We start from the raw sequence: 26679 nt of genomic DNA, 5'->3' as shown, positions 1-26679 counted from the left end.
TCAACGGCCACGTCCGGCCGGTCGCCGGCGTCAGGCGAGCCGGTCGTCGTACTCCGCCCGCCGGGCGAGCACCTCGTCCATGTGCAACTGCGCCCAGGCCTTGACCCCGCGGATCGTCTCGTACAGCGACAGCCCCAGGTCGGTGAGCTCGTAGGAGACGGTGACCGGCACGGTCGGCGTCACGGTGCGGGTGAGCAGGCCGTCCCGTTCCAGCGAGCGGAGCGTCTGGGTGAGCATCTTCTGGCTCACGCCGGCCAGCTGGCGGGAGAGCTCGGAGTACCGCATCGCCCGGGGCTCACCGCTGCACGGGCCGCCGTCGGAGTGTGGGCCGCCGGTGCCGAGCGCGGCCAGGACCAGGGTGACCCACTTGTCGGAGATCCGGTCGAGCAGCTGGCGGCTCGGACACCCCGCGAGGAACGCGTCGTACTCCGCCTTGCTCTGCGCCCGCTGCTGGGCCGCCGTCATCGTGGCCATCCCGCGCCCCTCTTCCTCCTGGGTGACCTACGCACTTCCAGGTGCCTGCTTCCTGATGGGGAGTCCGGCCACCACTCTCTCCCTGGGAGTCACCCGGCACCACCACCTCACCCGAGAAGGCAGGACATGACCACGCTCTCCACGTCCCTCCCCGGCGGCAGCTGGACCATGGGCGACCTGGTCCTCACCCGGTTCGGCTTCGGCGTCATGCAGCTCGCCGGCCCCGGCGTCATGGGCCCGCCGGCCGACCGCGACGGCGCGCTCGCCGTCCTCCGCGAGGCGGTCGACCTCGGCATCACCCACATCGACACCAGTGGCGCCTACGGGCCGAAGGTCACCAACGAGCTGATCCGCGAGGCCCTGCACCCGTACCCCGGGCAGCTGCACATCGGGACCAAGGTCGGTGCGACCCGGGACGCCGCCGGTGGCTGGCCCGTCGCCAGGCGGCCCGCCGACGTCCGGCGTCAGGTGCAGGACGACCTGGACACGCTCGGGCTGGAGGTGCTCGACCTGGTGTACCTGAGGCTGGGCGATGCCTCCGGACCCCAGCCTGGCTCGCTCGCCGAGCCGTTCGAGACGCTGGTCGAGCTGCAGCGACAGGGCCTGGTCCGGCACCTCGGCGTGAGCAACGCGACGGCCGAGCAGGTCGCCGAGGCCCGGTCCATCGCGCCCGTCGTCGCCGTGCAGAACGTGTACAACCTCGCCCACCGCACCGATGACGAGCTGATCGACGACCTCGCGGCCGCCGGCATCGCCTACGTGCCGTTCTTCCCGCTCGGCGGGTTCAGCCCCCTGCAGTCCGCGGCGCTCTCCGCGGTCGCCGACCGGACCGGCTCGTCGCCGATGTCGGTCGCCCTCGCCTGGCTGCTGCAGCGGTCGCCGAACGTGCTGCTGATCCCCGGCACCTCGTCGGTGGCGCACCTGCGGGAGAACGTGGCCGGCGCGGGGCTCCAGCTGTCCGACGACGACCTCGCCGAGCTCGACCGGATCGGCCGCTGACCCCGGTCGCCGTGCGGTGGGCCCACCCGGCGTCAGGCCGCGGCCGGCGTCCGCCGGACGGCGAGGCGCACGCAGACGAACTCGCCGTTGCGCGCGGTCTCCCGGACCTCCAGCTCGACGTGGCGGGGCAGCAGCGGCGCGCCACCGCCCAGGGTCACCGGGGCGATGGCGACCACCACCTCGTCCAGCAGCCCGCGGTCGGCGAACTGGCCGGCCAGGTCACCGCCGCCCATCACCCAGACGTCCTTGCCCGCCGCGGCCTCGACCATCGCCGCGTGCACCCGGGCCGGGTCGTCGGCGGTGAACCGGACGTCGGCCCCCGGCGGTGGCGTGAGGTCGCGGTGGGTGAACACCCAGGTGGGCCGGTCCGGCAGCCAGTCGGGGTCGTGCTCGCGGACCCACAGGTAGGTCGTCGCCCCCATGGCCGCGGCACCGATCCCGGTGATGAAGCCGTCGTACCCCATCGGCCCGCCGGGGTCGTTCTCCCGGCTCAGCAGCCAGTCCAGCGAGTGCTCGGCGGTGGCGATGAAGCCGTCCAGCGAGGTGGCGGTGTAGTAGACGGTGCGGGTCACGGGTTCCTCCTGCTCAGCCACTCGATCGGGTCACCGGCGTCGACGGCGACGCCGGTGGTGCGGAGCCAGTGCCGGGCCAGCTGCCGCCGGTGCGCGCCGTAGGTCAGCACGTGGGCGACGACGCTGCTGAGCACGAAGCTCTCCGGCGGGTCGCACAGCGCGTCGACCAGCCGGTCACCCCACGCGCCGCGGCGGGACACGTCGCGCACGAACGCCAGCCAGCGGGGCGCCGCCTCGTCGTGCCGGGCCAGCAGCGCCGCCGGGTCGTCGGCGCCACGGTGCGGGTGGTCGGCGCCCTCCACCGAGGCCAGCCACACCTCGGTGGTCCAGACCTGGTGCTCCAGCAGCGTGGCCAGCGTCCCCTCCGGCCCGTCCCAGGGCAGCACCTGCAGCTCGCGGTCGCGCACCCGCCGGTACTCCTCCTCGGGCAGCTCCGCGGCGGTGACCAGCAGCGCGCGGGTGTCCTCGAGGTCGTGGTGCACCAGCAGCGCCGTCACCTCGTCACCGCCCCGGCCCTGCGGTGGGTCGGCGACCCACAGCGAGGTGGGCGGGTGGAAGTGGATGCCGTTCGGCGCGGGCAGCCAGTGGTCGGTGCGGGACCGTGCCGGGGCCGGCCGGCCCGGGGTGCGACCGAAGGCCCGGGTGAACGCGCGGCTGAAGCCCTCCACCGACTCGTAGCCGGCGGCGAAGGCGACGTCGGTGACGCCGGCCCCCTGGCGCAGCTGCCAGGCCGCGCGCTCCAGCTCCACCCGGCGGCGCAGCGCCACCGGTGACTCCCCGGCGCCCCGGCTCACCTGGCGGGTGAAGTGCCAGGGCGAGGCGTACGCGTCCCCGGCCATCGCGGTGAGCGTGCGGTTGTCCTCGGCCAGGACGGCGTCCAGCAGTTCCCGCAGCCGGTCTCGCCCGGCGGTCGACTGGTGCTCGGTCACACGGGGAGTCTGTCGTCCGGCGGGGCCACGGCGCCCGACCGTTCTTGCTCGGATCGCCGTCCCCGGTCCGGTGCCGGAGCATGCCGGGGACCGACCGTCCCCCACCCACGGAGCCGACCGATGCGCCTCTACGCGGACCGTCCCGACCGCCGCACCCGCCAGCTCGCCGCCGACCTGGGGCTGCTGGTGTGGGCGGTGCTGTGGGTGCTGGCCGCCCGGGCGGTGCACGGCGCGGTGCTCGTGCTCGCCGAGCCGGGCCGGTCGCTGGCCGACCTCGGCCGGTCGATCTCGGACACGATGGGCTCGGCGGCCGGCGCGGCCGACGGCGTCCGCTGGTCGGCGACGAGCTGGCCGCACCGTTCGACGCCCTCGGCGAGGCAGGCGGCGCGGTCACCGGGGCCGGTCAGGACGCCGAGGACGCCGCCCGGACGCTGGCCGCCGTGCTCGCCGTCGTCCTGGTGGTCCTCCCGGTGGGCTGGCTGCTGCTGCGCTGGCTCCCCTGGCGGCTGCGCTGGCTGCGGGAGGCCGCCGCCGCCGACCGGCTCACCGGCCGGGGCGCGGACGGGGTCACGGACCTGGAGCTGCTGGCCGCGAGGGCGATGGCGACCGCCCCCCTCCCCCAGCTGGCCCGCCTGCCCGCCGGCACCGGGGCCGGGTGGCGGGCGGGCGACCCGGCCGCGCTGCGTGCGCTCGCCGCACTGGAGCTCGACCGGCTCGGGCTGCGGTCACCCGGCCGGCCGGGCCCGGGTCAGGCGGTGCTGTAGCCGCAGGCGGTGACGGCCGCGGCGCAGACGTCCTCGTCCTGCTGACCGGTGCCGCCGCTGCCACCCAGCGCCCCGACCAGCGTGCCGTCGGAGTACACCGGCACCGCCCCGGTCTGCGGGGTGAACTTCCCGTGGGTCATCGCGGTGATCGCCGAGGCGAAGTTCGGCATCGGTTCCATCTTCGCCTTCTGCGCCGCGCTGGGTGCCCCGTAGGCAGCCGCCGTCCACGCCTTGCCCTGGGCGACCTCGGCGGAGATCCACGGGGCGCCGTCCATCCGGACGAAGGCGACGAGGTGGCCGCTGGGGTCCATCACGGCGAAGGACATCGGGACGCCGAGCTTCGTCGACTCCTCGCGGGCGGACTGCAGCAGGGACAGGGCCTGGTCATGTGTCAGCACCGGGCCACCTTCGCCCGCGGGGCGCACCGGGGGCAAGCCGGAACGCCACCCGGCCGCCGGGCCTGCGGTGGCGTGCGGCGGAGGGGTCTCCGCGCTCAGACCGCGTCGAGCGGGCGCAGCTGCGGCGCCGTGGCGCGCACCTGCGCGGCGGCGAGCACCCCGATCGCGGCCAGCGAGTTGCGGATCGTGCCGTCGAAGACCCACTGCACGGCCTCGGCCAGCGGCACCCGCTGCACGGTCATGTCCAGCTCCTCGTGCTCCACCACGAAGCCCTCGGGGCGGGCGACCTCGCTGAGCCCCTCGGCCAGGTAGAGCAGCACCTTCTCGTCGCAGAAGCCCGGCGAGGGGTGGTGGGTGGTCAGCAGCGACCACCGGTCGGCGTGCAGCTGCACCTCCTCGGCCAGCTCGCGCCGGGCGGCGTCCACCGGCGCCTCGCCCTCGACGTCGAGCAGCCCGGCCGGCACCTCCCACAGGTGCTCCCCGATCGGGTGGCGGTACTGCCGGAGCATGACCACGCGGTCCTCGTCGTCGAGGGCGACGATGCCGACGGCACCGCCGTGGTGCACGACCTCGCGCACGCTGTCCCCGCCACCGGGCATGGCCACGGTGTCCTTGCGCAGCGAGATGACCCGGCCGGCGTAGACCTCCTCGGAGGCCAGCACCTCGTAGGCGTGACTCACTGCTCGACTCCGGACTCGTCCCGCTCCTCGGTCACCGGCGCTCCCTGCGGTGCTCGCTCGCCCGTCGTCCTCGCGTCGCTCATCAGATGCCGATCGGCTCGTCGGTGGGCACCGGCAGCCGGGCGGCGTCCTGGAAGGTGGCCGCGGCGGCCACGAAGGCGGCGAACAGCGGGTGCGGCCGGGTGGGCCGGCTCTTGAGCTCCGGGTGGGCCTGGGTGCCGACGAAGAACGGGTGGACGTCGGCGGGCAGCTCGGCGAACTCCACCAGCGTGCCGTCGGGCGAGGTGCCGGAGAAGACCAGGCCGGCCTCGGTCAGCCGGTCGCGGTAGGCGTTGGCCACCTCGTAGCGGTGCCGGTGGCGCTCGGTGATCTCGGTGGACCCGTAGGCGCCGGCCACCACCGAGCCCGGCTGCAGCGCCGCGGGGTAGCTGCCCAGCCGCATCGTGCCGCCCATGTCGCCGCGGCCGGCCACCACGTCGAGCTGGGTGGCCATCGTGGAGATGACCGGGTCGGGGGTCTCCGGGTCGAACTCGGTGGAGTTGGCGCCGGTGATGCCGGCCAGGTCGCGGGCCACCTCGATCACCATGCACTGCAGGCCCAGGCACAGGCCGAGCGTCGGGATGCCGTTCTCCCGGGAGTGCCTGATCGCCCCGAGCTTGCCCTCGATCCCGCGGACGCCGAACCCGCCGGGGACGCAGACGCCGTCGACGCCGGCCAGCGCCGCCGCCGCGCCCTCGGGGGTCTCGCAGTCGTCGGAGGGCACCCAGCGGATCTGCACCCGGGAGCGGTGCGCGAAGCCGCCGGCCCGCAGCGCCTCGGTGACCGACAGGTAGGCGTCGGGCAGGTCGATGTACTTGCCGACCAGGGCCACGGTCACCGTCTGCTTCGGGTCGTGCACCCGGTCCAGCAGGTCGCCCCACACGGTCCAGTCGACGTCCCGGAACGGCAGCCCGAGCCGGCGGACGACGTAGGCGTCCAGGCCCTCGCGGTGCAGCACCTTGGGGATGTCGTAGATCGACGGGGCGTCCGGGCAGGAGGTGACCCCCTCGGCGTCCACGTCGCACATCAGGCCGATCTTGCGCTTGATGCCCTCGGAGATCTCCCGGTCCGACCGGCAGACCAGCGCGTCGGGCTGGATGCCGATGCTGCGCAGCTGCGCCACCGAGTGCTGGGTGGGCTTGGTCTTCAGCTCACCGGAGGGGGCGATGTAGGGGATCAGCGAGATGTGCAGGAAGAAGCAGTTGTCCCGGCCGATCTCGTGGCGCACCTGGCGGGCCGCCTCGAGGAAGGGCAGCGACTCGATGTCACCGACGGTGCCGCCGATCTCGGTGATCACCACGTCCACCCGCTCGGCGGAGTCGGCCCCGGCCAGGATCCGGGCCTTGATCTCGTTGGTGATGTGCGGGATCACCTGCACCGTGTCGCCCAGGTACTCCCCGCGCCGCTCCTTGGCGATCACGTCGGAGTACACCTGGCCGGTGGTCACGTTGGCCCGGCCGGTGAGGTCGGTGTCCAGGAACCGCTCGTAGTGCCCGATGTCCAGGTCGGTCTCGGCGCCGTCCTCGGTGACGAACACCTCCCCGTGCTGGAAGGGGTTCATCGTCCCCGGGTCCACGTTGAGGTAGGGGTCCAGCTTCTGCATGGTGACCCGCAGGCCCCTGCTGGAGAGCAACGCCCCCAGGGAACTTGCGGTCAGGCCCTTGCCCAGTGACGACACGACGCCGCCGGTGACGAAGACGAACTTCGTCGGCTGGGAGTTGGGGAGAAGAGGTCCGCGGTCACGAGGTTCTGCCAGTCGACCCACGGACGACCACGCTAACACGGTCCACCGGCTCCCCCGCGGTCGGTTCCTCGTCCGGCGGCGGGGCCGGCGCCGAGGCCACCAGCCACACCAGCAGCGGCACCAGCAGCGTCGCGGCCGTCGCCGGCAGCGCCACGCCGCTGTCGTTCACCGCGGCCCCGACGGTGAGGCTCAGCGCGACGGCGGTCAGCCCGGCGCGCAGCACCCGGACGTCGGCCGCCGGCAGCCCCGCCGCGAGCCGGCCGGGGGTGCTGCGCAACAGCCCGCCGGGCCGCAGCAGCCACAGCGCAGCCACCAGGGCGACCAGCAGCATCCAGGCCAGCGGGCTGCCGAGCAGGATCGAGAGGTTGGCCTGCGCCTTGCGGCTCACGACGGTCCACGCCTGCCCGTCGATCACCTGCCCGACGAAGCGGCCCAGGTGGCTGCGGTCGTCGGCCGGGCCGAGCCAGTCCAGCACCGCGACCGTGCCGACGGCCAGCACGGCGACGGCCAGCACGACCACCAGCCGGGTCACCGTCACCCGGATCCTGGCCAGCAGCATGCCGAGCACCAGGAAGCCCGGGACGGCGGCCAGCACGCCACCGAAGTCCCGCCCCAGCGACGGCGCGCCGATCAGCACCACGCACACCGCCCCGGCGCCCAGCACCGGCAGCAGCCAGTGCCGGCGGCCCGGCGTTGGGCCGCGGCGGGCGATCGCGGCGGCGGCGGCCGCGGTGAGCAGCAGCGCGCTGACCGACAGCAGCCCGAAGGTCAGGTTGCCGTACCCGGTGAACCGCCCGGCCACGATGGCGTCGTAGCCCAGCAGCCCGTTGAGCTCCAGGTGCGAGCCGGTGAGCACGTCCCCGGCCAGGGTGGCGAAGGTGACCACGAGCACCACGACGCCCGGGCCCAGCCGGCGGCGGCGCCACGGGCCGAGCACCGCGACGGCGGTCAGCAGCAGGTCGGCGGCGACCACCGACCCGGCCAGCGCCACCCGGGGCCGGTCCGCCAGCTCCCAGGGCACCAGGTTCGCCAGGTAGGTGGCGACCGGCAGACCGGCCACGGCCAGGGCGAGCACCCGCACCACGGCCGCGGTCCGCAGCCCCCGGGGACGCGTGCGCAGCCAGGCCTGCACCCGGCCCTGCCCGCCCCGCCGGCCCGGCAGCCGGCCGCGGTCCCAGCCACCGAGGCCGAGCACGCCCAGTGCCACGACCACCGCTCCCAGGACCACCAGCGACCAGAACGTGGTGGCCGTGCTCCGGTAGTGCACGACCGCGCCGGTGTTGGCCCGCGCCAGCTCGTCGAGCGCCGTCGGGAGGTCGGGGCGGTCGGCGGCGACGGTGAACGGCTGGCCGTTCACCGTCGCCGGGCGGTCCAGGCCCAGCGCGCGCAGCACGGTCGGCGCCACGTCGATCAGCTGGACGTACGGCGCCCGGCCGGTGCTGGCCGAGCTGAGCCAGCCCGGCGTCACGCCGGGCCCGTTGGCCAGCCCGACGTGCAGCTGCGGGCGGCCCCCGTTGACCTCGGAGATGCCCTGCAGGAGCAGCAGGGTCTCCCCCGGCAGCTCGTCGGCCGCCGTCCGCAGCCGGCCGACGACGTCGTCGATCCGGGCCAGCGCGGCCTCGCGGGCGGAGGGCTGGGTGCCGGTGTCGGTCTCGTCGGGCAGCGGGATGCCGGCGTCGGTGAGGTGGTCCAGGGAGACCAGCGTCAGCGGGCACTCCGCCATCAGCTCGACGAGCGCCGGCTGCCCGACGGGCACCGTGTCCTGGACGCTGAACCGGGCGGTCTCCCCCGCCACCGCCAGCGACGCCGCCCGCCCGACCGCGGTGCTGCAGGTCACCGCCTCGCCCAGCGCACCCGGCTGCGCACCGAACCGGGCGGTGGCCTCGTCTCCGGCGATCCGGGCGACCGTGCGCTGCGGCTCGGCCAGCCCGACCTCGGCGACCTGCTCCTCCAGGCCGCAGTAGGACAGCCGCGCGTCCACCGGCGGCGTCGGAGGCTGCTCGACGCCGTTGACCGGCGGGGTCACGCCCTCCTCGGCCGTGGACCCGTCGTCCAGCTGGTCCTCCGGCAGCGGTGCGCTGGGCAGCGGCACCGGCGGGATGGGCTCGACCGGCCCGGGGAACCGCGCGCGGTTGCCCGCACCCAGGGTCGCCCAGCCGTCGAGCAGGCAGGTGGTCGGCCGGGCGGCCCGGACCGACAGCGCGCCGATCGCGGACTCCTCGGCCAGCGACCACAGCTGGGGCGTGCGCTCGGGGTCCAGGTCGGCCCAGGTCAGCCCGGGCACGCCGATCGTCAGCACCCGGTCGGCCCGCCACCGGTCCGCCGCGTCGGCCGCGGCCGCCGCGCCGGCACCGCCGGCCAGCAGGGTGACCAGGGTCAACAGCACTACCAGCAGCGGGCGGAACGGCCTCATCGCCGCGGCCCGAGCAGCTCCCGGTACAGCTCGACCAGCTGGGCGGCGGTGGCCGCCTCGTCGGGCCAGGTGGCCGCCCGGCGGGGGCCGGCCGCACCGAGCCGGGCGATCCGCGCGGGGTCGGTGAGCACGTCGGCGACGGCGTCGGCCAGCGCCGCGGCGTCCCCGTACGGGACGAGCTCGGCGGCGTCCCCGACCAGCTCGGGGATCCCGCCGACGGCGGTGGCGACCAGCGGCACCCCGGCGCGCAGCGCCTCCTGCGCGGTCAGCGACCGCGCCTCCCAGACCGAGGGCAGCACGCACACGTCCGCCGCGCCCAGCAGGTCGGCGACGTCGGTGCGCCGCCCGAGCAGGACGACGGGCAGCCGCTCGGCGGCGATCCGGCCGGCGAGCTCGTCGTGCAACGGACCGTCCCCGGCGATGGCCACCAGCGGGGTGGGGCGCAGCCGCGGGTCGTCGGCCCAGCGGGAGACGGCGTCCAGCAGCAGGGAGTAGCCCTTCTGCGGGTGCAGCCGGCCGACGGCCACCACCAGCGGCCGGACGTCGTCGTCGAGGCCGATCTCGCGGCGGACGTCGGGGCGGGCCCGCTCGGCCGGGCGCAGTGGCGGGGCGGAGACGGGGGCGACCCGCACGTCGGAGGCGCCCAGCCGGCGGGCGTTGCCGGCCAGGTCACCGGAGGCGGCCAGCACCACGTCCGCGCCGCGGATCGTGGCCCGCTCGGCCGCCTGCAGCACCCGGCGGCGCAGCCCGCCGCCCTCGGGCAGCGCGTTGTGCAGGGTCAGCACCAGCGGACGGCGGCGCTGCCCGGCCAGCCGGCGGGCCATGGCGGCGACCAGTCCGGCGCGCAGGCCGTGGGCGTGCACCAGGTCGGCGCCGCGGGTGGCCCGGCGCAGCGCGAGCACCGCGCGCAGGTCGGCGGCGGGGGCGAGCCCGGCGGAGATGCCCACCGCCCGGAAGTCGGCGCCGGTGGCGGTGAACCCGAACAGCTCCTCGGTGGCCTGCGGGCCGCACACCCGCACCGCGGCTCCGGCCCGGCCCAGGGCGGGCAGCACCGACCGCAGGTGGGTGCCGACCCCCCCGGTGCTGGTGGCCAGCACCTCGGCGATCCGGCGGTCGGCCAGCGGACGCTGCTCAGTCATCCGACACCTCCTCAGCGCCCCGGCTCCGCAGTCCGTGCACGGCCGCGAGCAGCGGCCGCCGGGCGGTCCCCATCATGACCGCCGCGGCGATCACCAGCACCACCCCACCGGCCACCACGCCGGTGCCGATCGCGGCCGGCAGCCCGCCGTCGGGCACCGGGTCGGCGCCCAGCGCCCGGGCGGTCAGCCACCCGCCCGCGCCGCCGGCCAGCCCGGCCAGCACCGCCGGCCCGCCGGTGCGCGCCACCCCGGTCAGCGCCCCGCCGCCGGCGACCCGGCGCAGCACGACCAGCAGCGCCAGCCCGGCGACGGTGACCCCGGCGCTGTGCCCGGCGCCGAGCGCCAGCGCCCGGTCCTCCGCCGGCAACGTGGCGGCCAGCACCAGGTCGGCGACGACGGCGACCAGCCACCCCGCCACCACGCAGGCGGTGGGCTCCCGCCACAGGCCACGGGCGTACAGCGCCCGGGTCAGCAGCGCGACCAGTCCGTAGCCCAGCAGGCCGGGCGCGAAGGCCGCGATCGTCGCCTGCAGCGCGACCGCGGCGTCGGCGTCGTCCGGTGCGGTGAGGAACACCCGCGCCATCGGCCCGGAGACCGCGACCAGACCGGCGGCGGCCACCGCGCTGGCCACCAGGGTGAGGACGACGGCCGGGGCCAGCGTCCGCCGGTACCCGTCCTCGTCGCCGACCGCGGCCCGCTCGGTGAGCCCCGGGTACACCGAGGTGGCCAGCGGGACGGCCAGCGCGGCCCACGGCAACAGGAAGACCGTCATCCCGGCGAGGTAGGCGACCTGGGTGCCGTCGGGCGCGCCGGCGTTGGCCAGCCGGATCGCCACCACGGCCACCAGCTGCTGCCCGGCGAGGGTGAGCACCCCGGCCAGGGCCAGCCGGCGCACCCGCGGTGCCGCACCCACCGGGAAGCGCAGCGTGGGCCGCAGCCCCAGCCGCAGGCCGCGCAGCGGCACCAGCAGGGACGCCGCCAGCGCCAGCACGCCCAGCGTCGTCCCCACGCCGAGCACCAGCTCGGCGGTGGTGGACAGCCCGGTGACGTCCCGGTCGCCGTCCAGGCCGGCGAAGAGGAGGTAGGCGGAGGCGACCACCAGGGTGGACAGCAGCGGCGCCAGCGCCGGCCCGGCGAACCGCCGGTGCGCCTGCAGGACGCCGGTGAGCACCACCGCGATCCCGTACAGCACCACCTGGGGGGCGAAGACGAGCAGGAAGCGGGCGGCCAGGTCGACCTGGGCGGGATCGTCGCCGAGCAGCGCACCGGCGATCGGCCGGGCCAGCAGCGCCAGCAGCGCGGCCAGCGGCACCAGGACCAGCAGCGACCAGCCCAGCAGCGCGCCGGCGGTGCGGCGCACCTGCTCCCGGTCGCCGGCGGCGATGCCACCGGCGAGCATCGGGACGACGAGGCTGGCCAGCGCACCGCCGGCGACCACCTCGAAGACGATGTTGGGCACGCTGTTGGCCGCCACGTAGGTGTCGGCGGTGCTGTCGGCGCCCACCGCGTTGGTGAAGACGACGGTGCGGCCGAAGCCGGCCAGCCGGGACAGCAGTGTCAGCGCCGAGATGAGCGCGGCCGCCCCGGCCACGCCCTGGACGACCCGGCGGCGGGTGCCGGCGGTCACCGCCGTGCCCGCCGGTGCTGCGGTGCGCTCACGCGCCGCGGCGGCCGAGCCGGTCGAGCTCGCGCAGGCCCGGCGTCGACTCGATGACCCGGGTGAAGCTGACCTTCTCGCTGGCCAGGGTCAGCGCGGTGACCGTGCCGAGCAGGGCCGCGCGCGTCCCGCGGGCCTCGATCCCGGCCAGCCGCAGCCCCAGCAGTGCGCCGACGGCGTTCGCCCCGCAGTCACCGAGCATGACCCGCTCTCCCAGGTCGGCCGGGAGCACACCGAGGGTCGCGCCCAGCGGGCCGGCGACCAGGCCACCGCCGGGGCCGCCGAGCGTGCCGGCCGCGACCAGCGCCGCGACCTTGCCGGCCCGTCCCGGACGCAGGTCGAGCAGGTTGACCAGGTTGGCCGTGCCGGCCACCAGGCCGGTGGTCAGCACGCCGTCGACGAGGGCGGTCCGGCCGCCGCCCCGGCGGGTGAGCACCGCGGCCACGGCCGCGGCGGCGCCGATGCCGGCGACCTTGACCGCACCGGCGGAGACCCGCCCGGCCCGGAGGGCCGCCAGGTGCCCGGCCAGTCCCTTGTCCCGGGCCTGCTCCGGTCGCGCGCCGGCCAGGTCGTCGTAGCCGCCGACCACGCCGGCCACCGTGCCGACCACGGCCGCGGCGGCCCGCTGCCCGGCCGGGGCGCCCAGCGCGGCCGACGCGGTGGCCGCCACGGCCAGGGCGGGGCCACCGAGCAGGCTCACCGGCCGGCCGGCGTAGTTGGTCCGGCGCCACGGCGCACCGGCCGGGCGCGCGGTCAGTGCAGCGGCACCGGCCAGGCCGGCGCGGGCCGCGAGGGCACCGGTGACCGCCAGCGCCGTCCGCCGGCCGGTCACCGGACCGGTCGTCCCCGTGCCGGTCACGGGGCCGCGGGCGGGACCGGCTGGGTGTCCTCGCCGGTCCCGTAGGCGCCGGTCGTGCCGCGGCCCTCGGCGGCCAGCGCGAGGACCGTGCTGATCCGCCCGGCCGCGGTGGCGACGTTGTCGACCGTGGAGACGGCGACCGTGGGGTCGGTGCGGACGGCGGCGACCAGGCCACCCTCTCGGGCGGCGTCCTGGTCGCCGGCGACGACCGCGCCGGCGCCCTGCGCGTCGAGCGCGCCGACCAGCTGCACCAGCGCCTCCTGCCGCTCGGCGGCGTCCTCGCCCTCCGCCTCGCCGGTGGTCAGCACGACGGCGAAGTCCGCCGGGCTGACCGAGGAGGTGTCCCGGCTCAGCACCTCGAGCTGCTCGAGCCCGGCCAGCACGGTCGAGGTGGCGGCTGCGTCCGGGACGACCCCCGGGCCCTCCGCGGTGGCCGGCGGGACCATCAGCACCTGCGCGAGCAGCGAGGCGGCCTGCTCGCCGGTGTCGTCGGTCTCCGGCGGCGTCCAGCTGGCCGGCAGCCCCGGTCCGCTGAGGTAGCTGGACAGGCTGCTCTCGGCGTCCGCGGTGCCGAAGGCGTCGGTCAGCCGGACGGTGCCGGTGACCGTGGCCCCGGCGCTGCCGAGCAGCGCGGTGACCCCCTCGACCACCTCCGGGGCGACGTCGGTGCCGTCGAGGACCAGCACGACGCTGCGGTCGGTGAGGGCGTCCTCGACCAGGGTCGGGCCGACGGCCTCCTCGAAGCTGCCCACGTCGTCGAGCTGGGCCTGCAGCTGCTGGGTCTGGTCCTCCAGCTCGCGCTTGTCGGTCTGCAGGGCACTGACCTGGTTCTGCAGGTTGTCCGTCAGCGGCCCGTTGAGCTGAGTCGTGCCGATGATGATCCCGAGCGCGACGGCCAGGAAGACGGCGATCAGCGAGACGAGGTGGTAACGGAAGTCGATCACGAGAAGAGGTTCTCCAGCCAGAACACGAAGCTGTCCCATTGGTCGACCAGCAGGTCGAGGTAGATGTGGCCGGCGGTGGACACCGCCAGCGCCGCGGTGATCGCGACCAGCGCGGCCAGCACCAGCAGGACCAGCGCCAGGGTGGAGATGCGGCTGCGGTAGAGCCGGCTCACGCCCTTGGCGTCGACCAGCTTGCCGCCCAGCCGCAGCCGGGTCAGGAAGGTGGAGGCCATGCCGCCGCGGCCCTTGTCGAGGAACTCGATCAGGGTGGCGTGGGTGCCGACGGCGACGATCAGCGAGGCGCCCTTCTCGTCGGCCAGCAGCATCGCGATGTCCTCGCTGGTGGCCGAGGCCGGGAAGGTGATCGCGTCGACGCCGAGGTCCTGGACGCGCTGCAGGCCCGGGGCCCGGCCGTCGGCGTAGGCGTGCACGACCACCTCGGCGCCGCACTTGAGCACGCTGTCGCTCACCGAGTCCATGTCGCCGATGATCATGTCCGGCTGGTAGCCGGCCTCGATCAGCGCATCCGCGCCGCCGTCGACGCCGATGAGCACCGGGCGGTAGTCCCGGATGTAGGGACGCAGCGCCTGGAGGTCCTCCTTGTAGTCGTACCCGCGGACGACGACCAGCACGTGCCGGCCCTCGATCCGGGTGGCGACGTCGGGCACGCCCACGCCGTCGAGGAGCAGCGCCCGCTCGCGCTTCATGTACTCCATGGTGTTGGCGGCGAAGGCCTCCAACTGGGTGGAGAGCCCGGCGCGCGCCTCGGCCATCGCCTCGGCGACCGTCTCCGCCGTCTGCTCGACGCCCTCGGCGACCACCTCGTCGCCGGCGTACACCTTGTTGCCCTCGACCCGGAGGGTGACCCCCTCCTTGAGCTTGGTGAACACCTCCTTGCCGACGCCGTCGACCAGCGGGATCCCGGCCTCGACCAGGATGCCGGGGCCGAGGTTCGGGTACCGGCCCGAGGTGCTGGGCGCCGCGTTGACGACGGCACCGACCTTGCCAGCCACCAGGGAGTCGGCGCTCACCCGGTCGATGTCCACGTGGTCGATCACGGCGATCTCGCCGGGCCGCAGCCGCTTGGTCAGGTTCTTGGTCCGACGGTCCAGGCGCGCCGTGGCGGTCACGCCGGGTGCCGTCTCGGACGCTCGTCCGCGCCGCAGGGTGCCGATGCGCATCCCGCGATGCTCCCACGATGCGCCGACCGGCCCTATCCGACGCGCGACAGCGACCGATCAGTCACAGTCCGTGAGCGACACCGGGTTGGACCGGACACGCCGAGGAACGCAGGGGGTGTCGCTCCCCGGGGACGGGACCGGCCCGTCACTACCGTGACTGGTGTGACTGCAGGGGCCTCCGCTCGCCGGAGCACAGCGACCGTCCTGCTCGACGACACGGCCGAGGACGCCACCGTCGACGCGTCGTCACCCGGGTCCGCCGAGGGCCCCACCGCAGCCGCCGAGGACCCGGGCACCGCCCGCGAGGCCACCGCCCCCGAGGTCACCGCCTCGGTGGTGGCCCTGCCCATGCGGCCGCCGGTGCCCACCCCGGCCGAGCGCCCCGGCACCTCGACCACCCCACCGGCGCAGACCCCGGACGACGCCGCCTCGGTGACCGCCGACGCGGGCACGGGCGGCTCGACGGCCGACGAGCCGGCCGACGCCCCCGGCCCGGGGCGCCGTGCACGCCGCCGTGAACGGCGTGGGCCGAACCTGCGGGAGCAGCGCCGTCAGCGGACCCGCGAGGCGATCGTCGACGCGGCGGCCGAGCTGTTCGTCGAGCGCGGCTTCGACCACGTCAGCGTCATGGAGATCGCCCAGCGGGCCGGCGTCGTCGAGAAGACGGTCTTCAACCACTTCCCGGTCAAGGAGGGCCTGGTCTTCGAGGCCGACCCGCCGATCCGGGCGGCCCTGCTCGACGCCGTCCGGCGACGCCCGGCCGGTGAGTCGGTCGCGGCCGCGGCCGGCGGTTTCGTGGTCGCCGCGATCAGCCAGCTGGGCTCCCCGGCCGCCGCCGAGGGCGTGGCGGAGATGGCCCGGGTCATCCGGGGCAGCCGCACGCTGCAGGTGCGGGAGCGGGAGATCCTCGGCACCCTCGCCGACACCCTCGCCGAGCAGATCGTGCTGGAGACCCACGCCGGGCCCGACGAGCTGGAGCCCTGGCTCGCGGCCAACGCGGTGCTGGGCCTGTACTCCGCGCTGCTGGAGCTGGCGCGCGACCGGGTGCTCGAGGGCGCGTCCGGCCCCGAGCTGGTCGAGGAGCTCCGCACCCGCGGCCGGCGCGGGCTGGCCCTGATGCAGTTCGGGCTCGCCGGGTACGCCAAGCGCCGCTGAACGGCCACCTCCCCGAGCCCGCGAGGGGTGGCGGCCTTCGCCTACTGGCGCTCGGCGGCCACGGCGAGCAGCTCACGGGCGTGGGCCTGGCCGGTGTCGCTGTCGGCCAGGCCGGACAGCATCCGGGCCAGCTCGCGCACCCGGTCCTCCCCGGCGACCGCGCGGATGTCGGTGGCTGTCACGCCCGCCGCCGAGTCCGGTGACTTGTCCACCACCAGGTGGGTGTCGGCGAAGGCCGCGACCTGGGCCAGGTGGGTGACCACGACGACCTGGTGCTCCCGGGCCAGCCGGGCCAGCCGCCGCCCGATCTCCCCCGCTGCCTGACCGCCGACACCGGCGTCCACCTCGTCGAACACCATCACCGGCACCGGATCCGCGCCGGCGAAGACCACCTCGATGGCCAGCATCACCCGGGACAGCTCACCGCCGGAGGCACCCTTGTGCACCGGGCGGGCCGGGGCGCCGGGGTGCGGGGTGAGCAGCAGCACGACCTCGTCGACGCCGTCCGGGCCGGGCTCGTCGGGGTCGCTGTCGATCCGGAAGGCCACCTGCGCGTTCTTCATCGCCAGCCCGGCGAGCTCCTCGCCCACCGCGGCGGCGAAGCCCTCGGCGGCGGCCCGGCGCCCCTCGGTGACCCGCGCCGACAGCGCGGCCAGCTCGGCGCGCGCCGCGTCGCGGGCAGCCTCGAGCGCCTCGAGCGCCTCGTCGGAGACGTCCAGCTGCGCCAGCCGGGACTCCGCGTCCGCGGCCCAGGCCAGCACCCCGGCCAGCCCGTCACCCACGTCGGCGTACTTGCGCACCAGCGCGGTGATCGCCGCCCGCCGGTCGAGCACCTCGGCCAGCCGGGCCGGGTCGGCGTCCAGGTCGGCGACGTAGCCGGCCAGCTGCACTCCGACGTCGGAGACCACCGCGACGGCGTCGGCGAGGTCCTGGGCCAGCAGCACGAGGGTGGGGTCGTCGGATCCGGCCAGCGCCCGCTCGGCGGTGGCCAGCGCACTGGTGGCGTCCTGCGGCAGCCCGCCCTCACCGCCGAGGTCGCCGGTCACGTCGCCCACCAGGGCGAGCCGGGCGGTGTCGGCCACCGAACGCAGCGCGTCGGCGTCACCCAGCCGCTTGGCCAAGGTGTCGAGCTCCTCGTCCTCCCCCGGCTCGGGGGCGACCGCGGCGATCTCCTCCAGACCGTGCCGCAGCACGTCGGCGGTCTGCGCCAGCTCCCGGGCCTGGCCCCGCCGGCGGTCCAGGTCCTCGGCCAGCTCCCGCCACGCGGCGTACGCCGCGCGGTGCTCCTCGACCAGCGCCAGGTGGGCCGGGCCGGCGTACCGGTCCAGGGCGCGGCGCTGCTCGGCCGGGCGGGTCAGCCGCAGCTGGTCGGTCTGCCCGTGCACCGCCAGCAGGTCCTCGGCCAGCTCGGCGACGACGCCGACCGGGACGCTGCGACCGCCCAGGTGCGCGCGGGACCGCCCCTCCGCGCTGAACGTCCGGGCCAGGATCAGGCTGCCGTCCTCGTCCGGCTCGGCTCCCGCGTCGGCGGCCCGGGCCCACACCGGGGACTCCGGCGGCAGCACCAGCCGGCCCTCGACGCCGGCGCGCGCGCCGGCCCGCACCCGGCCCTGGTCCGCGCGTCCCCCGAAGAGCAGGGTCAGTCCGGTCACCACCATGGTCTTGCCGGCACCGGTCTCCCCGGTGACCACGGTCAGCCCGGGACCCAGCTCCAGGGTGACGTCGTCGATCGAGCCGAGTCCGTGCAGGTGCAGCTCCGACAGCGCCCCGCCGTGCGGGCGCGCGGGGGTCACCGGGGCCGGGGGCTGCTCACGCCGCGCCGTCCGGGTGGCCACCGCTCACCTCCCCCGGTGTCCGCAGCACGCCGTCGCTGGTGTTGACGTCGCCGGTGAGCACGTTGGTCCGCCCGATCGGGGCCTCCAACCCGGGGCCGTGCGAGCGGGCGTCGCGGAAGCCGCGCACCGGCAGCCCGAACTTGGCGACCAGCCGGTCACCGAAGGACGTCGGGTTGACCCGGGCGATGCGCACCGGGCGGTCCGACCGCCGCACCTCGACCCGGCCGCCGTCGGGCACCTCGACGATCCGCCGGCCGTCGGCGGAGATCCGGGCCCGGGTGCCGTCGGGCGGAACCGCGACGGTGAGCACCGAGCTGGGCGAGGTGACCAGCGGCCGGGCGAACAGCGCGTGCGCGTTGGTCGGCACCAGCAGCAGCGCCTCGACGTCGGGCCAGACCACCGGACCGCCGGCGGAGAACGCGTAGGCGGTGGAGCCCGTCGGCGTGGCGCACAGGATGCCGTCGCAGCCGAAGCTGGTCAGCGGGCGGCCGTCGACCTCCAGCACGACGTCGAGCACCCGCGACCGCTCGACCTTCTCCACCGACACCTCGTTGAGCGCCCAGGTGCTCTCACCGGTGGGCCGGCCCTCCGCGTCGAGGACCGTGGCGTCCAGGGTGAGCCGTTCCTCCACCTGGTACTGGCGGTGCTCCACCGCCGTGAGCATCTCCACCACGGCCTCGGGCTCGGTCTCGGCGAGGAAGCCGACCCGCCCGAGGTTGACCCCGGTGATGGCGGCGTCGGTGCTGCGGGCGAGCTCGGCGGCCCGCAGGAAGGTGCCGTCGCCGCCGAAGACCAGCACGATCTCCACGTCGTCGGCTGCGCCCGGCCCGAACGGGCAGACCTCCGCACCCGGCACGGCCATGTCCTCGGCCTCGTCCTCGAGCAGGCGGACGACGATCCCGGCCTCGGTCAGCCGTGCCGCGGCCGAGCGGGCCAGCTGCACGATGTCGGCCCGCCCGGTGTGCACGGCCAGCAGGGCCCGGCGGGTCCGGTCGGTCCCCGCGGCGGTGGTCGCGGTGCCTGGCTGGCTCACTGGTCTCCCTCGGTGGAGGTCATGGGTCCGGCGGTGTCCGGCACGGTCGCTCGCGGCGACCTCGCACGCTCGGTCACTGGGGTCCTTCCTGCACTGCTCGGTCGATGTCGGCGGCGTCCGGGGGTGGTGCGTCCCGGCGCAGCCAGAGGAAGAACTCCACGTTGCCCGCGGGCCCGGGCAGCGGGCTGGCCACCACGCCCGCGGTGCCCCAGCCCAGCTCGGCCGCGGCCAGCGCGACGGTGTGCACCGCGTCGGCCCGGTGGGCCAGGTCCCGCACGACGCCGCCGGCCCCCAGCCGCTCCCGCCCCACCTCGAACTGCGGCTTGACCATCGGCAGCAGGTCGGCGCCGGGCTGCGCGCAGCGGGTCAGCGCGGGCAGCACCAGCCGCAGCGAGATGAAGGACAGGTCGGCCACCACCAGGTCGACCTGTCCACCGATGGCCTCCGGCGTCAGCTCCCGGACGTTGGTCCGCTCGTGCACCGCGACCCGGTCGTCGGTGCGCAGGGACCAGGCCAGCTCGCCGTAGCCGACGTCCACGGCGACGACCTCACGGGCGCCGCGACCGAGCAGCACCTCGGTGAAGCCGCCGGTGGAGGCCCCGGCGTCCAGGGCACGACGACCCTCGACGTCCACGGGGAAGGCGGTCAGCGCACCGAGCAGCTTGTGCGCGCCCCGGGAGACCCAGCTGGGCTCGTCCGGGTCGGTGCGGACGACGAGGGGGGCGCCGGCCTCCACGCCGGTGGCGGCCTTGGTGGCGGCCTGCCCGCCGACGGTGACCCGCCCCTCGGAGATCAGGGTGACGGCGTGCTCGCGGGAGCGGGCGAGCCCGCGGCGCACGAGCTCGGCGTCGAGCCGGCTGCGACGGGCCATCAGAGCTGGTCGACGGTGGACAGTTCGCGCTGCAGCCGGTCGTGCTCGGCCTCGAACACCGCGACGTGCTCGGCCACCGGCCGGGCGGCCAGGTCGGCGAACGGGGACGCCCCGTCGACCGCGGTCGTCCCCGGCGCGTCGACACGTCCGGTGGAGGTCCCCGCCGCAGGGACCGGCCGGTCCGCTCCGGCCGGGGCACGCGGCGGGCCGGGGACCGGGCGTGGCTGGTGCTGCTCGCTCACTGGTCCTCCTCCACGCTGGGGCTCCCTGGGCAGCCGGCCGTACCGGGATCGCCACCGGTCGGGACGTCCAGGTCGGAGGTTACCGGCCCGGTGTGACCGGCGACGGGCAGCGGACCCGACGGTGGACGGAGTCCGCGGCCCGTCGCGGGTCGGCCGGGACCGCCGCGACCGCCCCGACGAACCGCCGGTAGCGTCCCGGCGGACCGCCCGGCCGGGACGATCCCGGTCCCCGTCGGAGGAGGCACCCGCCACATGGCGACGCTCGAGCAGTGCATGACCGCCCTGGACGGCTTCGTCGGCCGGCTGGCCGCCGCCGATGCCGCCCGGGACCTGGACCGGAGCGTCTCCTGCCGGCTGACCGACCTGCAGCAGGTGGTGCAGGGGCGGCTGGCCCGCGGCTCGGTGCGGGACGTGACCGCGCTGCCCGACGGCCCGACGGTGCCCAAGGCCGACATCCGGCTGACCATGAGCAGCGACGACCTGCTGGCGCTGACTGCCGGCGAGCTGTCCTTCGGCCCGGCCTGGGCCAGCGGCAGGGTCAAGCTGGAGGCCGGGCTGCGCGACATGCTCCGGCTCCGCTCCCTGCTCTAGGACCCGGACGCCGGGCGCCAGGCGTGCGGCACTGGCCCGTGGACACCCGGACGATCGGACACCTGGCCCTCGGCCCGGCCCCAGGCAGCTCGCCCCGAGCACCTGGCCCGGCGACCCGCTCACCCGGGCCGGACGCGGGCGGCGGACCGGGTGTGCCCGATGCGCTGCCGGGGGCGGGACTGCCAGGCGTCACCCCGGCAGCAGGCCCCAGCTGCGCAGAACCGCGGCAGCGTCGTCGTCTCCGGGGCGGACGGTCGCCGGGTGCCCGTCGTCGGGCTGGCCGGCCCAGTGCGCCACGGCGAGCACCCGCAGACCGTCCAGCCCGTCGCCGTCCTGGCGATTCGGCCCGGACAGGCGCAGGGTCAGCACCCCATCGGCCCAGTCTGCCTGCCAGCCCCCGCACCGCCAGGCTCTCTCGACCGCGGTGACCCCTGGGTGCCGGACGAGCAGGCCACCGGCGTCCGGCGCGATCAGGTCCGGCCGGTGCAGCGGCCCGGCGGCCAGCAGGTCGGCCGGGGTGGCGACCCCGGAGAACACCAGCAGGCTCGCCGAACCGGCGCGCCGGGCGCCCTCGATGTCGGTGTCGAGCCGGTCGCCGACCACGAGCGGCTGGCGGGCACCGGTGCGACGGACGCACTCGGCGTGCATCGCGGGGTCCGGCTTGCCGGTCACGAGCGGCTGCTGCCCGGTCACCGCGCTGACCACGCCGACCAGCGCCCCGTTGCCGGGCAGCACACCGCGCGGTGAGGGGATGGTGGCGTCGGTGTTGGTGGCCACGTGCCGGGCACCGCCACGGACGGCGACCACCGCCTCCGCCAGCTGTGCCCACCCCACCGCCGGCCCGTACCCCTGGACGACGGCGGCAGGCCCCTCCTCGGCGGTCTCGACGACGGTGAGCCCGGCCGCGGTCAGCGCCGCGGCGACACCGGGCCCGCCGACGGCCAGCACCCGGGCACCGTCGCCGACCAGGTGGGCGACGACGGAGGCGGCCGCCTGGGAGCTGGTGATGACGTCGTCGGGGGCGGCCGGCACGTCGAGCTCGGTCAGGTGCGCGGCGACCTGCTCGGGGGTCCGGGCCGCGTTGTTGGTGACGAAGCCCAACTGCATCCCCTCGGCCCGGGCGGACGCGAGCGCCGCCGGCACGCCGGGCACTGCGGCCTGGCCCACGTAGACCACGCCGTCGAGGTCGAGCAGGGCGACGTCGTGGGTGTGGCTCGGCGGGGTGTCCGCTCCGTGGGCCAGGGACGGCCCGGGCGCGGTCACGCGGCGTCGCCGGTGTCGTGCCGGCCGATCGAACGGACGACGGGCAGGTGCTCGTGCCGGTCGGCGCTCGACCGGCCGGCCGGCGGCCGGCGGCGTGGGGCGGTGCTCATGGCAGCTCCTCGGCAGGCAGGTCCCCGACGGTGCCCCGTCGGGCGCGCACCCCGCGCAGCGCGCGGGCGTAGTGGGTCTGGTCGGGGCGCATGGCCACGGCCAGCGCCAGGTGTTCGGCGGCGAGCTCCAGCTCGCCGGCGCGGCTGGCCGCCAGCCCCAGCCCGAACTGGGCATAGTCGTCGGTCGGGTTGACCTCGATCAGCGCTTGGAAGCTGTCGATGGCCGCACGGTAGCGCCCGGCGTCGTACTGCGCCCGGGCCAGCGCCTCGCGCACACTCCGCGAGGCCGGCTCCGCGGCGACGACTCGCTCCAGCAGCATCGCGGCGGCAGCAGGGTTGCCGTCCCCGAGCAGCTGCAGGCCGCGCTGGTACCACTCGTACACCCCGCCGTCGGGCTGTCCTGGTCCTTGTTCCCCCACCGCAGCTCCTCTCGCGCACCGCCCTCGGCACCGCGTGGTGCCCGGGCCCGCGGACGCCGCTCCCGGCCCCAGGCGGCGCGCTCCTACGATCGACTCCGTGCCCTCGACGTCGGCGGACGCCCCGCCTCCTGACGTGACGGGCCTCGACGTCCGGCCGTTCCGTGCCCTGACCTACCGCGACCACGACGCAGCGCACCTGGCGAGGGTGACCTCGCCGGCCTACGACCTGGTGAACGCCGCGGGCCGCGACCGTCTGGCCGCGGCCGATCCGTACAACATCGTCCGCCTGATCCTGCCCCACGTCGACCCGGTCGAGGGCCAGGACGACAGCCGGGCAGCCCGGGACCGACGCTCGGCATCTGCCGCCGCTGCGACGCTGCACGCGTGGTCGCTCGCCGGGGTGCTGGTCCGCGACGACATGCCGGCGATGTGGCGCTACGAGATGGCCGGCCCCGGTGCGGAGGCGACGACGGGCTGGCTGGGCGCCGTGGCGCTGCCCGCGGCCGGCTCGTCGGCGGTCCTCCCGCACGAGGACACCTTCGCCCCGGCCGTCGCCGGGCGGACCGCCCTGCTGGCCGCGACCGACACCGACCTCGAGCCGATCGTCCTGGCCCACGACCCCGACCCGGAGGTCGCCGAGCTCACCCGGACGACTGCCGGAGGGCCACCGACACTGGAGGTGGCCGACCCGGACGGGGTCGTGCACCGGCTGTGGCGGGTGACCGACCCGGGGACACTGGCCCGGTTGGCCCGCGCCCTGGCGCGTACCCGTGCCGTCATCGCCGATGGTCACCACCGTTTCGCCGCCGCCTGCGACCACCAGGCCGGAGGGGGTGCGCACGGCACCGTGCTCGCCCTGCTCACCCCGATGGGCGCCGGGGGTCTCCGGGTGCGCGCCATCCACCGGGTGGTCCCGGACCTGCCCCTGGACGCCGCGGTGCAGGCTGCGGCCGGCGGGTTCCGGACGAGCGAGCTGACTCCGCAGGACGGCGACGTCGACGGGACCGTGCGGCGCTGGACGCTGCAGGACGGACCGGAGACCTTCCTGCTCAGCGACGGCGAACGGGTGGTCGAGCTCTCCGCTCCCTCCCCCGCGATGCTCACGGCCGTCCCCCACGAGGCGCCGGCGGCATGGCGGCGGCTGGACGTGGTGCTGGCCCACGCCGCTCTGCTCGGCCGACTGTGGCAGCGACCCGACGACCCTGCGTCGGTGCTGGTGGCCCATGACGTCACCGAGGCCCTAGCACTGGCCGAGGACCGGACCGGTGTGGCGTTGCTGCTGCGCTCCCCGTCGCCGGCCGACGTGGCGGCCGTGGCCCGCGCCGGCGCGCGGATGCCCCGCAAGTCGACCCTCTTCGTGCCCAAGCCGCGGACCGGGCTGGTCCTCCGGCCGCACCAGGAGTGACCACCGGACAGTCATCGGCCGACGGCTGCAGCACCGCTCAGACCGACGCAGACGCAGTGCGGGGAGACGCCCGGGTGACCTTTCGGCCCCGCCGGCACACCACCTCACAGGCGACCGCGGTGCCGGTGGGGGTGCGCCAGAACCGGCGCTGCAGCGTTCCCTCCACCTCGACCACGTCCTCCGGGGTCCAGGCGGCGGCGTACCGGTGCAGCGCCGGCAGGTAGCTCACGCAGGTCAGGACGTCCGACCGTGGGCCGCGGGGTCGCGGGTGCTCCCGGCGCACGATCAGCTTGAACACCAGCAGCGTGTCTCCGCTGGGCAGTGGGCGGAACTCCGGAGGTGCGGACAGCCGCCCCCGCAGGACGACGTCGTTCCGGTCGATGACGGCGAGGCTCATGCGGAGAGCCTGCTGGGCCGGAGGGGCCACCGGCCAGGGCCGTCCAGCTGTTGTGGACGACCCCGGCCGGTGTGGACGGAGCAGGTCAGTGCGTCGGTGGCTGCTGCTCCGGCGTCGCGTCGGTTGCCTCCTGGAACAGCCGGGCATGGTCCCGCTCGACCGGCGGTGGGGTCTCCCCCAGCAGTTCGGCGACCTCTGCCTCGATGTCGTCGTCGGTGACGTCCCCGAGCTGCTCGTCGGTGACGTCGGCGAAGTCGTCGTCGGATTCGTCGGAGTCAGAGACGGCCGTGCCCGCGGCGGCACTGGTGCCCGGCTGCTGCGACTCGGGGTCGTCCCCGACCGGCTCCTCGTCGGCGAGCTCGGCGGCCGCGAGGTCTTCCTCGACCAGGTCGTCGCCCAGGTCCTCGTCCTCGCTGAAGACCTCGGAGACGCCGGTCAGGTCGTCCGGGTCGGCGGCTGCGATGGCCACGTACCACTCCATCGCCAACTCCTCCTCGCCACGATCGGCCAGCAGGTCGGCGTAGGCCATCGCCAGGCGCAGCTGCCCCAGGTCCGGGTGGCCCAGGCCAGCGGGCGTCGGACGGCCACCGAGGGCGGCCTCCAGCACCAGAGCGGCCGCCGGCAGCTCGCCGAGGTCCTGGCGCGCGCCGGCCTCGACCAGACGCAGCTCGACGAGCTCTTCCTCCTCCGGTCCCGCCGCGAGCGCCTCGTTGACCAACCTGATCGCGTTCTCCGGTCGGCCGAGCCCACGCTCACAGTCGGCCAGCACCGCCCGGTAGCTCTCGTCGCCGCTTATCCGGGCATAGGCGCGCAGCTCACGGGCTGCCTCCGCGAAGTCGCCCGCGAGGTAGGCCGCGACGCCGACCGCTTCACGGACCGCTGCGATCCGGGACGCCCGGTCGCGCGCCGCCCGGGCGTGCTCGAGCGCGAGCTCCGGCTCCTCGTCGAGCAGCCCGCCGGCAGCGACCAAGTGGCGGGCGACGGTGTCGGCGTTGCGCGGGTCCAGCCCACGGAGGGCCGACCGCACCGACTGGTCGAGATCTCGAGGGTCCACCCACTCCGGCACCTCCGGGCCAGCGGGACGGCGTAGTCCCATGTCGTCACCGTCACCCCGAGCGCTGCTCGGCCGCCGGTCCTGCCACGCCGGCCGATCCCCCGAGGGACGACCACCCTGGCCACGATCACCCGACGGGCGACCACCCTGCGGCCGATCACCAGAGGGACGACGGTCCTGCCACGCCGGACGGTCGCCAGAGGAACGCCCACCCTGAGGACGGTCACCAGACGGTCGACCACCCTGCGGACGGTCACCAGAGGGACGACGGTCCTGCCACGCCGGACGGTCGCCAGAGGAACGCCCACCCTGAGGACGGTCACCAGACGGTCGACCACCCTGCGGACGGTCACCAGAGGGACGACGGTCCTGCCACGCCGGACGGTCGCCAGAGGAACGCCCACCCTGAGGACGGTCACCCGACGGGCGACCACCCTGCGGACGGTCACCAGACGGTCGACGGTCCTGCCACGCCGGACGGTCGCCAGAGGAACGCCCACCCTGGCCACGATCACCCGACGGGCGACCACCCTGCGGCCGATCACCAGACGGGCGACGGTCCTGCCACGCCGGACGATCAGCCGACGGGCGACCACCCTGCGGCCGATCACCAGACGGGCGACGGTCCTGCCACGCCGGACGATCAGCCGACGGGCGACCACCCTGCGGCCGATCACCAGACGGGCGACGGTCCTGCCACGCCGGACGATCAGCCGACGGGCGACCACCCTGCGGACGGTCACCGGAGGGACGACGGTCTTGCCACGCCGGCCGATCTCCCGAGGGACGACCGCCCTGGCCTCGCGCACCGGAGGGACGACCACCCTGCGGACGGTCACCAGAGGGCCGACGATCCTGCCACGCCGGACGGTCGCCAGAGGGACGACCGCCTTCGTCCCGCTCACCGGAGGGACGACCACCCTGCGGACGGTCACCCGACGGGCGACCACCTTGGGGCCGGCCCCCCTGCGACCGGTCACCCGACGGACGACGGTCCTGCCACCCCGGGCGGTCACCCGAGGCTCTTCCACCGGACGCGGGGCGTCCCCACTCGCCACCAGCGGCTCCGCCCCTGGCCCGGTACGCATCGTCACGTGACGACCCCGAACCGCCGGCCGCCCCGCGACCTCCCTCAGCTGGACGAGACCCACGGTGCCCCGCCGGCCGAGCCGGCCGCCCGCTCGCGCCCTGCCGGGAACCGCCGGCACCACCTCGGGCGCCGCCGCTGCCGCTGCGTCGATCGGATCCGTCGGACCCGCGTCGCGGAGTAGTCATGGTGTGTGCGTACCTCACTGATGAACGGCGCACGCCCGAGGGGGCACCTGTAACGGCGTCGCACCAGCGACGCCCCGCGCTGGCGGCGACGTCCGGCAGGTCGACGAAGAACGGACAAACACACAAAACGGGGGCCGGAGCGCGAAGCTCCGACCCCCGTTTCGTTGAGTTATGTCCGGCGGCGTCCTACTCTCCCACCCGGTCCCCCGGGCAGTACCATCGGCGCTGAAAGGCTTA

Annotated in this window: 26 protein-coding genes; 6 read left to right on the top strand and 20 right to left on the bottom strand. The window is 75.9% G+C overall.

Annotation, left to right across the window (positions count from 1 at the left end; genetic code table 11):
- Positions 1-30 precede the first annotated feature (30 nt).
- The gene (locus HLA93_RS13130) at positions 31-474 is read right to left on the bottom strand and encodes a winged helix-turn-helix transcriptional regulator (RefSeq protein ID WP_222194859.1); all 444 of its coding nucleotides are present in this window, start codon (positions 472-474) and stop codon (positions 31-33) included.
- A gap of 126 nt (positions 475-600) precedes the next feature.
- Between HLA93_RS13130 and HLA93_RS13125 the strand changes: the two genes are divergently transcribed.
- Entirely contained in the window at positions 601-1473 is an 873-nt protein-coding gene (locus tag HLA93_RS13125; RefSeq protein WP_222194858.1) for an oxidoreductase, read from the top strand.
- Between the two features lie 32 nt (positions 1474-1505).
- Here the strand turns inward: HLA93_RS13125 and HLA93_RS13120 are convergent, their stop codons facing one another.
- The gene (locus HLA93_RS13120) at positions 1506-2045 is read right to left on the bottom strand and encodes a dihydrofolate reductase family protein (RefSeq protein ID WP_222194857.1); all 540 of its coding nucleotides are present in this window, start codon (positions 2043-2045) and stop codon (positions 1506-1508) included.
- Complete coding sequence (locus tag HLA93_RS13115; RefSeq protein WP_308128107.1) at positions 2042-2974, bottom strand: helix-turn-helix domain-containing protein; 933 nt, start codon at positions 2972-2974, stop codon at positions 2042-2044. Before HLA93_RS13115 ends, HLA93_RS13120 begins: the two co-directional genes overlap by 4 nt.
- 200 nt (positions 2975-3174) lie before the next feature.
- On the opposite strand from HLA93_RS13115, the gene HLA93_RS13110 reads away from it, so the two are divergent.
- A complete protein-coding gene (locus tag HLA93_RS13110) occupies positions 3175-3738 on the top strand; it encodes a hypothetical protein (RefSeq protein WP_246626634.1) in 564 nt (187 codons plus the stop codon).
- Here the strand turns inward: HLA93_RS13110 and HLA93_RS13105 are convergent.
- From HLA93_RS13105 to steA, 9 genes are all read right to left on the bottom strand, one after another.
- On the bottom strand, positions 3723-4136 hold the full coding sequence (locus HLA93_RS13105; protein ID WP_222194856.1) for a GlcG/HbpS family heme-binding protein: 414 nt from the start codon (positions 4134-4136) through the stop codon (positions 3723-3725). The genes HLA93_RS13110 and HLA93_RS13105 overlap by 16 nt on opposite strands.
- Positions 4137-4231: 95 nt before the next feature.
- Entirely contained in the window at positions 4232-4816 is a 585-nt protein-coding gene (locus tag HLA93_RS13100) for an NUDIX domain-containing protein (RefSeq protein WP_222194855.1), read from the bottom strand.
- Positions 4817-4898: 82 nt separating this feature from the next.
- Positions 4899-6620, bottom strand: coding sequence for a CTP synthase (locus tag HLA93_RS13095; protein WP_308128106.1), 1722 nt, complete (start codon positions 6618-6620; stop codon positions 4899-4901).
- The gene (locus HLA93_RS13090) at positions 6595-9012 is read right to left on the bottom strand and encodes a hypothetical protein (RefSeq protein ID WP_222194854.1); all 2418 of its coding nucleotides are present in this window, start codon (positions 9010-9012) and stop codon (positions 6595-6597) included. The genes HLA93_RS13095 and HLA93_RS13090 overlap by 26 nt, the downstream gene beginning before the upstream one ends.
- Positions 9009-10151: a glycosyltransferase family 4 protein gene (locus HLA93_RS13085; RefSeq protein ID WP_222194853.1), complete on the bottom strand. Its 1143-nt coding sequence runs from the start codon at positions 10149-10151 to the stop codon at positions 9009-9011. The genes HLA93_RS13090 and HLA93_RS13085 overlap by 4 nt, the downstream gene beginning before the upstream one ends.
- Positions 10144-11778 carry a murein biosynthesis integral membrane protein MurJ gene (gene murJ / locus HLA93_RS13080; RefSeq protein WP_222194852.1) on the bottom strand — a complete coding sequence of 545 codons (1635 nt, stop codon included), beginning with the start codon at positions 11776-11778 and terminating at the stop codon, positions 10144-10146. The genes HLA93_RS13085 and murJ overlap by 8 nt, the downstream gene beginning before the upstream one ends.
- Positions 11779-11806: 28 nt before the next feature.
- The gene (locus tag HLA93_RS13075; protein WP_222194851.1) at positions 11807-12640 is read right to left on the bottom strand and encodes a hypothetical protein; all 834 of its coding nucleotides are present in this window, start codon (positions 12638-12640) and stop codon (positions 11807-11809) included.
- 23 nt (positions 12641-12663) lie between these two features.
- Positions 12664-13611 carry a copper transporter gene (locus HLA93_RS13070; RefSeq protein WP_222194850.1) on the bottom strand — a complete coding sequence of 316 codons (948 nt, stop codon included), beginning with the start codon at positions 13609-13611 and terminating at the stop codon, positions 12664-12666.
- Positions 13608-14792 (bottom strand): putative cytokinetic ring protein SteA, encoded by a 1185-nt coding sequence (gene steA, locus HLA93_RS13065; RefSeq protein ID WP_222194849.1) that lies wholly within the window; start codon positions 14790-14792, stop codon positions 13608-13610. Before steA ends, HLA93_RS13070 begins: the two co-directional genes overlap by 4 nt.
- Positions 14793-14954: 162 nt before the next feature.
- Between steA and HLA93_RS13060 the strand changes: the two genes are divergently transcribed.
- Positions 14955-15947 carry a TetR family transcriptional regulator gene (locus HLA93_RS13060; protein ID WP_222194848.1) on the top strand — a complete coding sequence of 331 codons (993 nt, stop codon included), beginning with the start codon at positions 14955-14957 and terminating at the stop codon, positions 15945-15947.
- Between the two features lie 41 nt (positions 15948-15988).
- Here the strand turns inward: HLA93_RS13060 and recN are convergent, their stop codons facing one another.
- The 4 genes from recN to HLA93_RS13040 form a co-directional block, all read right to left on the bottom strand.
- Positions 15989-17782 carry a DNA repair protein RecN gene (gene recN, locus HLA93_RS13055; RefSeq protein WP_308128105.1) on the bottom strand — a complete coding sequence of 598 codons (1794 nt, stop codon included), beginning with the start codon at positions 17780-17782 and terminating at the stop codon, positions 15989-15991.
- Positions 17757-18815: an NAD kinase gene (locus tag HLA93_RS13050; protein ID WP_222194847.1), complete on the bottom strand. Its 1059-nt coding sequence runs from the start codon at positions 18813-18815 to the stop codon at positions 17757-17759. The genes recN and HLA93_RS13050 overlap by 26 nt, the downstream gene beginning before the upstream one ends.
- 73 nt (positions 18816-18888) lie before the next feature.
- Positions 18889-19686, bottom strand: a complete 798-nt coding sequence (locus tag HLA93_RS13045; RefSeq protein WP_222194846.1) for a TlyA family RNA methyltransferase — start codon at positions 19684-19686, stop codon at positions 18889-18891.
- Entirely contained in the window at positions 19686-19928 is a 243-nt protein-coding gene (locus HLA93_RS13040; RefSeq protein WP_222194845.1) for a hypothetical protein, read from the bottom strand. Before HLA93_RS13040 ends, HLA93_RS13045 begins: the two co-directional genes overlap by 1 nt.
- 252 nt (positions 19929-20180) lie before the next feature.
- Between HLA93_RS13040 and HLA93_RS13035 the strand changes: the two genes are divergently transcribed.
- A complete protein-coding gene (locus tag HLA93_RS13035) occupies positions 20181-20519 on the top strand; it encodes an SCP2 sterol-binding domain-containing protein (RefSeq protein WP_222194844.1) in 339 nt (112 codons plus the stop codon).
- A gap of 189 nt (positions 20520-20708) precedes the next feature.
- Here the strand turns inward: HLA93_RS13035 and HLA93_RS13030 are convergent, their stop codons facing one another.
- Both HLA93_RS13030 and HLA93_RS13025 read right to left on the bottom strand, forming a co-directional pair.
- Positions 20709-21782, bottom strand: coding sequence for an HAD-IIA family hydrolase (locus tag HLA93_RS13030; protein ID WP_222194843.1), 1074 nt, complete (start codon positions 21780-21782; stop codon positions 20709-20711).
- Positions 21783-21888: 106 nt separating this feature from the next.
- Positions 21889-22311, bottom strand: a complete 423-nt coding sequence (locus tag HLA93_RS13025; protein ID WP_222194842.1) for a tetratricopeptide repeat protein — start codon at positions 22309-22311, stop codon at positions 21889-21891.
- Positions 22312-22408: 97 nt separating this feature from the next.
- Between HLA93_RS13025 and HLA93_RS13020 the strand changes: the two genes are divergently transcribed.
- Positions 22409-23716: a DUF1015 domain-containing protein gene (locus HLA93_RS13020; protein WP_222194841.1), complete on the top strand. Its 1308-nt coding sequence runs from the start codon at positions 22409-22411 to the stop codon at positions 23714-23716.
- A 37-nt stretch (positions 23717-23753) separates the two neighbouring features.
- Here HLA93_RS13020 and HLA93_RS13015 read toward each other — a convergent pair whose 3' ends face one another.
- Together HLA93_RS13015 and HLA93_RS13010 are read right to left on the bottom strand one after the other, a co-directional pair.
- A complete protein-coding gene (locus tag HLA93_RS13015; RefSeq protein WP_222194840.1) occupies positions 23754-24113 on the bottom strand; it encodes a single-stranded DNA-binding protein in 360 nt (119 codons plus the stop codon).
- An 85-nt stretch (positions 24114-24198) separates the two neighbouring features.
- Positions 24199-25167: a hypothetical protein gene (locus HLA93_RS13010; protein WP_222194839.1), complete on the bottom strand. Its 969-nt coding sequence runs from the start codon at positions 25165-25167 to the stop codon at positions 24199-24201.
- Positions 25168-26261: 1094 nt separating this feature from the next.
- On the opposite strand from HLA93_RS13010, the gene HLA93_RS13005 reads away from it, so the two are divergent.
- Positions 26262-26438, top strand: a complete 177-nt coding sequence (locus HLA93_RS13005; protein ID WP_222194838.1) for a hypothetical protein — start codon at positions 26262-26264, stop codon at positions 26436-26438.
- Positions 26439-26679 lie beyond the last annotated feature (241 nt).

Source organism: Modestobacter italicus (assembly GCF_019799965.1).
Classification (GTDB): Bacteria; Actinomycetota; Actinomycetes; order Mycobacteriales; family Geodermatophilaceae; genus Modestobacter; species Modestobacter italicus_A.
This window is presented reverse-complemented; position numbering and strand designations above follow the sequence as displayed.